This window comes from Labrys sp. (in: a-proteobacteria) (assembly GCF_047605565.1).
In the GTDB taxonomy this organism is placed as follows: Bacteria; Pseudomonadota; Alphaproteobacteria; order Rhizobiales; family Labraceae; genus Labrys; species Labrys neptuniae.
In genome coordinates, this window is record NZ_JASGFM010000033.1 from 48,662 (window position 1) to 60,054 (window position 11,393).

Below are 11,393 nucleotides of genomic sequence, written 5' to 3' on the forward strand. Positions count from 1 at the left end.
CAAATATCGGAACGTTTCAGACAAGATTGCGAATGTCGACGGATCGTTCAACCAGAGCCCGGCCTTCTTCCAAGGATTTTATCTGCCCCAGACCAAGGAGCTGGACCAAGGCGTTACCCCAGGAACTCGCCTCGATTGGACCGATGCGCACGGCCTTTGCGGAACAGGCTGCGATCCGGTCGCACAAAATCGCGTCCTGCGCGCCGCCCCCGCACAAGGTGAGGCTCGGCAGCACGCGGCCTGTCAGCTGCTCGATCACCCGGACCGCAGAGCCGATTTCTGAGGCGAGGCCATTATAGACGGCCAGCGCCAGACCACCGAGGTCATAAGGGGGAAAGGTGCCGTTCCGCGCGCAGGACCGGCGGATCGCCTCGATGATATCGGGAGGATTGAAGAAGAGCGGATCGGATGAGTCGATGGCGGGCGTATCGTCCAGACGGGCGGCCTCCATCACCTGATCGGCGATCCCGGCAAACGTCACGGGCCGGCCATCGCGCTGCTGCCAGGCGGCCCGCAGCTTCTGGATGAGATGCAGGCCGTTCAAACTCTTGATCAGGAAGGTGCGGCCATCGACACCGCCCTCGTTCCCGAATCCCGCCGCCCGCACGGCATCGTCGAGATCGGGGGCGCGCCGCTCCAGACCGATCAGTGACCAGGATCCACAGATCACGAAGCCACCGCCATCCGCAAGATCGAGAGCCGCCACGGCGCTGGCCGTGTCATGGGCCGCGACCGAGATCACCGGAACCGGCCCCAGCCTGTCGGCAAATTCGCCGCGCAACCTGCCATAGACCTCGGCGGGACGGATGATGGGCTGCAGCAACCGCCGCGGCAGGCCGAGCCTTTGGCAGAGTTCGGCGCTCCAATCCTCCGTGCGGGCATCGACGAGCCCGGATGTACGGGCCAGGGTCAATTCGGACCGCAGCCTGCCGGTCAGATGATGGTTGATGATATCGGCCATCATCAGGAGGTTGCGGCTTCTCGCCAACGTCCCGGAGGCGTGCCGCGACTGGTCGAAAAGCTGGCAGATCGTATTGACCGGCAGGTCCTGCGCACCCGAGATCGCATAGAGCTCCTCCGGGGCGAGCGGCAGGGCATCCCGCCCGCGCTGCGAACGCGGATGGCGATAGTGGCAGGGCTCTTCCACGATGCCGCCGGCGTGATCCAGCAGCGCGTAATCCAGGCCCCAGCTGTCCACGCCGATGGAATCGAGCGAACTCACCGCGGCGCTACACCGGCGCAGGCTCTCCTCTACCCCGTCGAACAGGCGCGAAAGACACCAATGCGGGCCATCGTCCCGTTCGACCGCGTAGCCGTCGAAGCGGTGAATTTCATCGAGCCGCAGCCGACGATTCTCAAACGTCGCCAGCATCGCGCGACCACTACCGGCTCCGAGGTCGAGGACGAGACAGCGCGCCATCGGCACTCCTTCCGGTTTCATCTTCTTCGACAAACAACATTATCGGGCAAATCTTGCCAGGCCGATTGTTGAAAAAAGTCCGAATGCGACCTTACGCCCCCACGCGCCTGATCGGCAACCCATGACCGTGCCGTACAGCATCCATCCTCTGGAGCCATGAATCCCGAGCCGGCACGGCGCCGCCCTCTCGCGGTACCGGGAGCCCCGCCATCAGAATGGCAGGCGCGCATTGTCCTTGACCTGTTTCATGACGAAGAAGGTGCGGGTCTGCCTCACGCCCGGCAATGCGATCAGTTTCTGCCCGTGCAGCTTGTTGAAATCCGCCATGTCGCGGACGCGGATTTTCAGCAGATAGTCGAAATCGCCCGCCACCAGGTTGCAGTCCAGAACTTCCTTGAGCTTGAGCACTGCTCCCTCGAAGGCCGCAAAGCTCTCGGGTGTCGAACGGTCAAGCACCACACCGACCATCACGAGGGCATCGAGCCCGACGGACGTCGGAGAGACTTCGGCACGCACACCGGTGATGAAACCTTCGTCGAACAGGCGCTGCGTGCGCCTGTGGCAGGTGGCCGGGCTGACATTCACGCGCGCGGCGAGATCGGCATTGCTCAACCGGCCGTCGATATGCAGTGCCCGTAAGATGTTGATGTCGATGCGATCGAGATCGCTGATGGAAGATTCTTTCATTTTTATACTTCTTGATGAGAGATATTATGTCGTAATGATAGTTCGGCTTTCATTCTCGTGAAAGCCGAAGGTCAAATTCGGAAGCACCATCCAGAGCTTTTCGACTAGGCTCCGTTCCGTCTCATGGAGCCCGTCCAATGTCCCTTCTTGAAAAGTTCGAGCGCTATCCGCTCACCTTCGGTCCAACCCCGATCGAGCACCTGCCGCGTCTCACCCAGGCCCTCGGCGGCAAGGTCCAGATCTATGCCAAGCGCGATGATTGCAATTCCGGCCTCGCCATGGGCGGCAACAAGCTCAGGAAGCTTGAATATATCGTGCCGGATGCCATCGCCTCGGGTGCGGACACGCTGGTGTCGATCGGCGGCGTTCAATCCAACCACACTCGCATGGTGGCGGCGACCGCTGCCAAGATCGGCATGAAATGCGTGGTCATCCAGGAGAAATGGGTGCCGCATTACGACGCCGTCTATGACCGCGTCGGCAACATCCTGATGACCCGGCTGATGGGCGCGGATTCCCGGCTCGTCGATGACGGCTTCGATATCGGCATCCGCAAGAGCTGGCAGGATGCGATCCAGTCGGTCGAGGCGGCCGGCGGCAAGCCCTATCCGATCCCGGCCGGCGCGTCGGTGCACAAGTTCGGCGCCCTCGGCTATGTCGGCTTTGCCGAGGAGGTCGCCAGGCAGGAGGCTGAGCTTGGCTTCACGTTCGACTATGTCGTGGTCTGCGTCGTCACCGGCTCGACCCAGGGCGGCATGATCGTCGGCTTTGCCGCGCAGGGGCGCGCCGATCGCGTGATCGGCATCGATGCTTCGGGCACCCTCGAACAGACGCGGGCGCAGGTGCGCTCCATCGTCGACAACACCGCGGAACTGGTCGGCCTCGGCCGCACGATCGGCGAGCACGAGATCGTCATCAACCCGGACTACGCCTATCCGGCCTATGGCGTGCCGTCGGACGAGACCAACGAGGCGATCCGCCTCGCCGCCCGTACCGAGGCGATGATCACGGATCCGGTCTATGAGGGCAAGTCGATGCAGGGGCTGATCGACCTGACACGCAAGGGGTTCTTCCCCGAGGGCTCGCGCGTGCTCTACGCCCATCTCGGCGGTGCGCCGGCCTTGAACGGCTACAGCTATTACTATCGCGAAGGCTGACAGGGATCGTGCGTTCCCGCGCCTGTCCGGCAAGCGGGTGGCCGAGGGGGCGGATCCGAAAAAGGTCCGCCCCCGCCCAGCGCATGCCGCATTGGCGCTCTGCGGGCGGTAGCAGCGGCCACGCCTGACGCGAAGACACCGATGCGCAGCCCTTGCGTGGGCTGACTGGCTACGGGCACACAGAGTTGCATTGCCGGTTCCCACCTACCGCTGTTACTCTGTGCGAAGGAAGGGATCAGAGATCAAGGATGCTGCGGTCATTCGAGCAATTGCGCGACACGGCAAGGTCCGATCTGCTCATAGCCGCCGACGACGAGCATGCGGCGGTGGCAGGTAGCGGCAGCTATGCCATGCCCTGGCATTGGCACGATTGTCTGATGTTCATCCTGCCCAGCCAGGGGACCGTCGAACTCAAGCACGAAGGCCGCCGCGAGGGGGCCTGGCTGTCGCAGGACCGGTTTGCGGTGGTGCCCCCGAACCAGGCGCATGAAACGAGGGCGGCCATCGGCGCTCATCGTCACCTTGCCATCTATGTGACGGGTGCCACGCTCAGCCGGCTCGACCGGGAAGCGGGCTCGCTCAGCGAGTTTCACCGGCGCACGCGCACCACGATCCTGGTTCACCGCACCTCCGCCGTGAAAGCCTTGCAGGCGCTATCGCTTCGAAATGGCCAGGGCGCCTACGGCGATGGCAAGGTCAGGCAGGCGCTGACATCCGCCCTGCTCGTGCAATGCATCGCCGAAGTCATGGCAGGGGAGATCGCGCCTGCTGCCTCACGCTACGAACACGGCATGGCGCTGGTCGAGGATCTCAAGCATTATCTGGCGCTTCATGCCGACGAGCAGGTTCCGCTCGACGCCCTGGCGGATCGCTTCGGCGTCTCGAGGCGCCACGTCACGCGCCTGTTCCGCGAAGGCACCGGCTTCTCGGTGGGCGAGTTCCAATTGCGGATCCGTCTGCGGACGGCATGCGAACTCCTTACCGGAACCGACCTGCCGGTCGGCGAGATCGCCTTCCGGGTGGGTTTCGAGAGCGGAGCGGCGCTTGCCCATGCCATGCGGCGCGCCGAGGGCCGATCCCCTTCCGACATCCGCAAGAGCCTGGCCCGGTCGATCAAAATCTAAGGCCCGTTCGGACGCGCGGAGCGAGGACCGCCGCGATAGCCTGCACGCCGTAAATTCTGCGCGACAGGCAGGTTGGCAATGGGTTCGGACGTTGAGATAGTCAGTGTGTTTGCGGCGGGCCCCAATGGAGGCAATCCGGCACCGATCGTGATCGATGCCGCTGGAATGTCCGATGCGGACATGCAGCAGGTTGCACGTTCCTCCGGCTATGAAAGCGGCTTCGTTCTTCCGCCACCGCCCGCCTCGAATTGCGATTTCGAACTCCGCTTCTGGGTGCCCAACCACGAAATGTCGATGTGCGGACATGTGACCGTCGGCGCCTTGTGGCTGCTGGATCGGCTGAGACGGCTGCCGGGTAACGAGCTTGCGATCTGGACCAAGAGCGGCCGCGTTGCGGCGAGAATTCGGGAACGAACCGAACGCGGTGCGGCTGTCGAAATCTCGCAGCCGGTCGGCACGGTCGAAACGCTCGGCGATGGCGATACCGCCGGCATCCTCGAGGTTCTCGGGGTGGGATCGGGCGATCTCGCACCAAGACCGATCCAGAACGCGTCGACCAGCCGGGTCAAGACGCTCGTTCCCCTGAAGAGCGCCGAGACCCTGAACGGGTTGAGCCCCGATTTCGCCAGGATCGAGGACCTATGCGACCGGATCGGCTCGACCGGCCTCTATCCCTACGCGGTGCTCGATGGGGACGCCCAGATCGTCGAGGCTCGCCAGTTCCCCAAGGCATCCGGCTATCCCGAGGACGCAGCCACCGGCATTGCCGCATCGGCCCTGTCCTTCGGCCTGCTCGCGAACGCCATGGTGGAAGCATCAGAGCGCCCGATAACCATCCGCCAGGGACGGGCAATGCGGCGCCCCTCGGAAATCCTGGTGCGTTTTCAACTCGGCCATGGGCGCCCTGCCGGCTGCTGGCTGGGAGGGACCGTCCGCCTGGAAGGGCGTGACCGAGCCAGGTCCTGACAGGCAACAGGCCCGATCACACAGGCACCAGCGCTCTGATGCCTGCCATAACAAAGGGGAAAAAAATGGATCGCAGACAGATTCTCCAGCTCGGCCTTCTGGCGGTGCCCGCCACAATTCTCGCTGGCCCGGCAAGGGCCGACGAAGCCGAGCTCATCGTCGGCTCCAATGTCGGCAGCCCACCCTTCGCCTACAGGGATGGCGATCACTATTCCGGCTTCGACATGGAGATGTTCGCCGAAGTCGCCAAGGCCCTGAACCGCAAATGGCGCGTGCAGCCGATGGACTTCGGCGCCCTCATCCCTGCCCTGCAGACGGGCAATATCGATGCGATTGTCTCGCAGCTGTTCATCAAACCCGAGCGGCAGAAAGTCATCGATTTTTCGGCCCCCTATTACCAGAGCGGGCTGGTGGCGGTGACGAGCGCCAGCAACACCACCATCAACACGCCCGGCGACCTGGCCGGCAAGGCGATCGGCACCGAGACCGGAACCATCGCCGTCGACTACATCAAGGACCACATCAAGGGCGCGACGCTCGACCAGTTGCCGAGCATCAACAACGCCTTGCTGGCGCTTCAGGCCGGGCGTACCGACGCGGTCATCTATGACACGCCGGCCCTGATGTACTACGCCAACAACACGGGCAAGGGCAAAGTCCGGGTCATACGCCCGACCCTCGAAGGCCGTGATGTCGGTATCGGCTTCAGGAAGGGCAGCCCGCTCGTGATGCCGGCGAATGCGGCGCTGGCGGCGATGAAGGCCGACGGGCGGCTCAAGGCCATTCGCGAAAAATGGTTTGGACAGGACCCGGCGTGAGCTCGGCGGCAAGCCATCGAGAGCCGAGGCGCAATCACAGCCGAGGCTCGCCTAGCCCACTTGTCATCTCGCCTAGCCCACTTGTCATGTGGTCAACCATCGACGGGACCCCTGATGACTTTTGACTGGACGGCCGTCTTCGACGCTCTACCCGAGCTGCTGCAAGGCCTCGAGGTAACCATGCTGATCGCTCTGGCCGGCCTGGCCGGCGGCGTGGTTGTCGGGGCCATCACCGGCGCCCTGCTCACCTATGGAGGGTGGCTGGCGCAGGTTCCGGCTCAGCTCTATGTCGCCCTGATCCGCGGCACGCCGATCACCGTGCAGGTGATGTTCATCTATTTCGCGCTGCCCATCCTCATCGATGTCCGCATCAGCGCCGCCAGCGCGGGGATTCTGACCTTGATCATCAATTCCGGTGCCTACAATGCCGAGATCGTTCGCGGCGCGCTCGAGAGCGTTCCGGCGGGCCTGCGCGAGGCCGGCCTCGCCATGGGGTTGAGTTTTCGCAAGGTGCTCGTCCATGTCATCTCCCCCATAGCTGTCAGGCGCGCTCTTCCCGCCATGGGCAATCAGCTCGTCTCGGTGGTCAAGGACACCTCGATTTTTCTCGTCATCGGTGTCGGGGAATTGACCAGGCGCGGGCAGGAGATCATGTCCGGCAACTTTCGTGCCGTGGAGATCTGGACGGCGGTGGCCGTGATCTATCTGATCGTCATCAGCATTCTCGCCGTCAGCCTGCGGTTTGTCGAACGGGCGGCGCGCTTGCCATGAGCCTGGTCGAATTCTCCAAGGTCTCGAAGCAGTTCGGCAGCCATCGCGTTCTGAAATCAATCGATCTTGCCATCGATCCCGGCGAGGTTGCCGTCGTGATCGGCCCATCCGGGTCCGGCAAGTCGACCATGCTCCGCTGCATCAACGTGCTGGAAAGGGTGAGTGAAGGCACCCTCCTGGTCGATGGCATCAGCGTCCCCGGCACGTCGCGCGATGTGCGGCGCATCCGGCTCGAGGCCGGCATGGTCTTCCAGCAGTTCAACCTGTTCCCGCATCTCACCGCCCTTCAGAACGTGATGTTCGGCCCGATCCGAGCGCGCGGCAAGAGCAAGGCGGAGGCGCGCGACATCGCCGCCGCCCTGTTGCAGAAGGTGGGCCTCGGCGAACGCATGGACCACTACCCCTCGCAGCTTTCCGGCGGCCAGCAGCAGCGCGTCGCCATCGCCCGCTCCCTGGCCGTCGGGCCCAAGCTGATGCTCTTCGACGAACCGACATCCGCGCTCGATCCGGAACTGCGCCAGGAGGTTCTGAAGGTCATGCAGACATTGGCGCTCGAAGGCATGACCATGGTCGTCGTGACCCACGAGATGGGATTTGCCAAGCGTGTCGGCTCACGTCTGCTCTTCATGGATGGCGGCCAACTCGTCCACGATGGCAAGCCCGCGGACCTGCTGTCGGATCCGCCAAGCGAGCGCTTTGCCGATTTCCTCAAGCATATCGACTGACGGAGTATCCCCTGATGACCTATCCATCGGCGTTCGAGGCGGCGTGGGGTTTCGCCAGGGACGCGGTCCGGCTCGGCAACTGGCGCGCGGCGCCCTGGAACGTCTGGGCGTTTCGCCATGTCTGCGAACTCATTCCGACAGCTCGGATCGCAGCCACGCCCGGCCTGGCGGAGGAGCCGGTCGTCGATGCGAGGGACCTGTTGGACGAGACAGTGAGGCTCGAAGGGCGGCCTGTCACGGTGGCCGAACTCCTCCGCAAGACTTGCGCCGACGCCATGGTCGTCATGAAGTCCGGCCGCATCATTGCAGACTTCCACGCCCCGAATTTTACGCTGCAGAGCCGGCATATCCTGTTCTCGACCAGCAAATCCGTCACCTCGATCATCGCGGGGATCCTCCGCGACGACGGGCTGCTCGATTTCGACGAGCTGGTATCGCGCTATGTGCCGGCCCTCAAAGCCTCGGCCTATGGCGATGCGCGCGTCAGGGACGTCCTTGACATGAGGGTGAGCCTGGATTTCGAGGAGATCTACCACGACCCGCGCGGTCCCTATGCCCGCTATCGGCGTGCCGGTCTCCTGGACCCGCCAGACCCCGACGACAAGATCGAAACGGTCGTTGAGTTCATTGCCGGATTGAAGAAGGGCAAGGCTCCCCACGGTGGCCCCTATCACTATGCCTCGCCCAATTCCGACGTCCTCGGCCTGATCATCCAGGGCGCCTCGGGACAGCGCTTTCCGGACCTCGCATCAGAGCGCCTGTTCCAGCCGCTCGGGGCCCGGCAGGACGCCTATGTGACGGTCGACAGGGCCGGTACGCCGCGCACCGGCGGCGGCATCAACATGACACCGCGCGATCTCGCCCGCATCGGCGAGATGATGCGCCAGGGTGGCATGGCCAATGGACGCCGGATCGTCTCGCAGGAATGGGTCACCGACACCACTATCGGCGGCTCCTCCAGGGCCTGGGCCGAAGGCACCTCCGCGGCATGGCTGCCGCAAGGGCGCTATCGCAACAAATGGTACCAGACCGGCACCGGCAACGGCGCCTTCTTCGCCCTCGGCATTCACGGCCAGTGGCTCTATGTCGACCCGCAAGCCGAAATGGTCGTCGCCAAGGTCTCGTCCCAGCCCGAGGCCGTGGTCGACGACGCCAAGGATCTCAATCTTGCGCTGTTCGACGCGATCGCGAAGATCATTTGAGAGCCCGGCAGCTTCAGGATCCGATCGGCGCTACGGCAGGCTGTAGGCGACCAGGTAATCCCCCATCGTGGTGCCGAACGAGCCATGGCCACCGGCCATGGTGACGACATATTGCTTGCCACCGATCTCGTAGCTCATCGGCGTGGACTGCCCGCCGGCCGGCAGGCGGTCCTCCCACAGCTGGTTGCCGGTGGTCACGTCATAGGCGCGGATATAATTGTCCATCGTATAGGTCATGAAGGCGACGCCGCCGCCCGTGACGATGGGACCGCCGAGCCCGGGCATGCCGATCTTCAAGGGCAGCGGGATCGGCGAGACGTCGCGGATGGTGCCGTTGCGGTGCATCCAGATGATCTTGTTGGTCTTCAGGTCGATGCCGGCGATGAAGCCCCAGGACGGCTGCTTGCAGGGAAAGCCGACCGGTGACAGCAACGGATTGATCGTCACGCCGAAGGGAACGCCGAACTGGGGCTGCACGCCCTGCTCGGTTCCCGAGGGCAGGCTGGCATTTGGCGTTGCCGGGTTGTTGGGGCCGCGCGGGATCAGCTTGGACACGAAGGGCAGGTAGATCGGGTTGGCGATCGCGACCTGCCGTACCGGGTCGACGGCGATGCCGCCCCATTCGAAGGTGCCCAGATTGCCGGGGAAGACCAGCGTTCCCTGTAGCGAAGGCGGCGTGAAGGTCCCTTCATAGCGCAAGCGCTTGAAGATGATCCGGCAGGCGAGCTGGTCGAACATGGTCGCGCCCCACATATCCGCATCGGTCAGCTTCTTTTCCGGCCGGAAGGTGAGCTCGGAGAAGGGCTGCGTCGGCGAGACCCGGTCGCCCGGGGCGGCGCCCTGCGGCACCGGCTTTTCGGGGGCGGGTACGATCGGTTTGCCGTCCCGCCTGTCGAGCACGAAGATGTTGCCGGTCTTGGTCGGCGCATAGAGGGCGGGCACCACGCTGCCGTCGGGCCTGGCGAGGTCGACGAGGCTGGGCTGGGCCGGCACGTCCATGTCCCAGAGGTCGTGATGGACGGTCTGGTAGGACCAGGCGAGCTTGCCGGTATCGGCGTTGAGGGCGACGATGGAGGAGGCGTAGCGTTCACTGGCAGGCGTGCGATTGCCGCCCCAGATGTCGGGGGTCTGCACGCCGGTCGGGATGTAGACCAGGTTCAACTTCGGATCGTAGGACGACACGATCCAGGAATTGGGCGAGGCGTCGACGAATTTATGCGTCGCCGACGGCATCTGGTTGGGATCCTCATTGCCGGCGTCGAAGGCCCAGACCAGCTTGCCGGTATGCACGTCGAAGCCGCGGAACACGCCTGAAGGCACGGTGGCCGAATAATTGTCGATCACCGAGCCGGTGACCATCACGATCTTGTCGGTCACCACGGGCGGGGAGGTCACGTAGTAGAAACCACGCTGGGAGACCCCCATGCCCTCCATCAGGTCGATCGACCCGCCCTTGCCGAATTGCGCGCAGGGCGTGCCCGTCTGGGCATCCACCGCGAACAGCCTGCCGTCATTGGTCGGCAGGAAAATCCGCGTCGGACACTCGGCCGGCGGGGGATTGCCATCGGAGGTCCGGGCATCGGCCTTGGTCTCGAGATAGGAGACCCCGCGGCAGGTCATGTGCTGGTAGGTCTTGTCATAGGCGATCTTCGGATCGAACTTCCATTTCTGCTTGCCCGTGTTCGCGTCGAGCGCGAACAGGATCTGATGGGGCGAACATAGATAGAGCGTGTCCTTGATCTTGATCGGCGTGACCTGGTTGGTCAGTTCGCCCGGATCGTTGGGACCCTTGAGATCGCCGGTCCGGAAGGTCCAGGCCACCTTCAATTGGGACACGTTCTGCGGCGTGATCTGGGCGAGCGGCGAATAGCGATTGCCGAACTGGGTGCGTCCATAGGACGGCCAGTCGCCGTCGGGCAGGTTTGCCCCATCGGCTGCGACAGGGGCCGGCGAAGCGACCGGCGGCAGGTTGCCGGCAAAGCTCTGCGGGTCCTGGGTGAGCGAATAGCCGAGGACGCCGGCGCAGGCGAGCAGCGCGACGATGAGCGGCATGCGGGCCGCCAGGCTCAACTCGCCGGTTGCGGGGGAACGCAAGGGACGGGTGACGAAGGGCAGCAGCAGCCATAGGCCGAGCGGTGCGAGGATGTCGCCGCGCGGTGCCAGCAGCCAGAAATCGAAACCGGATTCCCACACGGCCCAGATGAGCGTGCCGAGCAGGAGCACGGCATAGACGACGAGGGCGGAGGAATGACGCCTGGCGAGCAGGAAGGCCGTCACCAGCATCAGAAGCCCGGCGACGACATAGTAAGGGGATCCCCCCAGCATCAGCAGCCAGATCCCCCCGCCACCGAGGGCCAGGCCGATTATCGCAAAGACAACCCAAGTAATGGTAAGCATAAGGCCACGACGCTGGTGCATTGAGCCATCCAGTTCAGCGAAAGATGTCGTATCCCCTTGCAAAAGGACTAGCAGGCCTGGACGGGGGAGGCAACAGCCCGCGGCGGGGGTATTTCACCTTGCCTG

The 11,393-nt window shown here is 64.0% G+C and carries 10 protein-coding genes; 7 read left to right on the forward strand and 3 right to left on the reverse strand.

Going from position 1 to position 11,393, the window contains the following annotated elements; all coding sequences use genetic code 11:
- Positions 1-16: 16 nt before the first annotated feature.
- On the reverse strand, positions 17-1,420 hold the full coding sequence (locus QM672_RS24065; RefSeq protein ID WP_415085647.1) for a rhamnulokinase: 1,404 nt from the start codon (positions 1,418-1,420) through the stop codon (positions 17-19).
- A gap of 210 nt (positions 1,421-1,630) precedes the next feature.
- Positions 1,631-2,107, reverse strand: a complete 477-nt coding sequence (locus QM672_RS24070) for an Lrp/AsnC ligand binding domain-containing protein (RefSeq protein ID WP_367624639.1) — start codon at positions 2,105-2,107, stop codon at positions 1,631-1,633.
- Between the two features lie 137 nt (positions 2,108-2,244).
- On the opposite strand from QM672_RS24070, the gene QM672_RS24075 reads away from it, so the two are divergent.
- The 7 genes from QM672_RS24075 to QM672_RS24105 all read left to right on the forward strand — a co-directional run bounded on the left by QM672_RS24075 (position 2,245) and on the right by QM672_RS24105 (position 8,870).
- Positions 2,245-3,264 (forward strand): 1-aminocyclopropane-1-carboxylate deaminase, encoded by a 1,020-nt coding sequence (locus tag QM672_RS24075; RefSeq protein WP_311936614.1) that lies wholly within the window; start codon positions 2,245-2,247, stop codon positions 3,262-3,264.
- Between the two features lie 248 nt (positions 3,265-3,512).
- Positions 3,513-4,388: a helix-turn-helix domain-containing protein gene (locus QM672_RS24080; protein WP_367624640.1), complete on the forward strand. Its 876-nt coding sequence runs from the start codon at positions 3,513-3,515 to the stop codon at positions 4,386-4,388.
- A gap of 78 nt (positions 4,389-4,466) precedes the next feature.
- Positions 4,467-5,354 carry a PhzF family phenazine biosynthesis protein gene (locus tag QM672_RS24085; protein WP_415085650.1) on the forward strand — a complete coding sequence of 296 codons (888 nt, stop codon included), beginning with the start codon at positions 4,467-4,469 and terminating at the stop codon, positions 5,352-5,354.
- Between the two features lie 65 nt (positions 5,355-5,419).
- Positions 5,420-6,172, forward strand: a complete 753-nt coding sequence (locus tag QM672_RS24090) for a transporter substrate-binding domain-containing protein (protein WP_415085652.1) — start codon at positions 5,420-5,422, stop codon at positions 6,170-6,172.
- A 114-nt stretch (positions 6,173-6,286) separates the two neighbouring features.
- A complete protein-coding gene (gene glnP / locus QM672_RS24095; protein ID WP_311936622.1) occupies positions 6,287-6,943 on the forward strand; it encodes a glutamine ABC transporter permease GlnP in 657 nt (218 codons plus the stop codon).
- Between the two features lie 2 nt (positions 6,944-6,945).
- Entirely contained in the window at positions 6,946-7,668 is a 723-nt protein-coding gene (gene glnQ / locus QM672_RS24100) for a glutamine ABC transporter ATP-binding protein GlnQ (protein ID WP_415085685.1), read from the forward strand.
- Positions 7,669-7,682: 14 nt separating this feature from the next.
- Positions 7,683-8,870: a serine hydrolase domain-containing protein gene (locus QM672_RS24105; RefSeq protein ID WP_415085655.1), complete on the forward strand. Its 1,188-nt coding sequence runs from the start codon at positions 7,683-7,685 to the stop codon at positions 8,868-8,870.
- 30 nt (positions 8,871-8,900) lie between these two features.
- Here the strand turns inward: QM672_RS24105 and QM672_RS24110 are convergent, their stop codons facing one another.
- Positions 8,901-11,267 (reverse strand): glucose/quinate/shikimate family membrane-bound PQQ-dependent dehydrogenase, encoded by a 2,367-nt coding sequence (locus tag QM672_RS24110; RefSeq protein ID WP_415085657.1) that lies wholly within the window; start codon positions 11,265-11,267, stop codon positions 8,901-8,903.
- Positions 11,268-11,393: the final 126 nt, after the last annotated feature.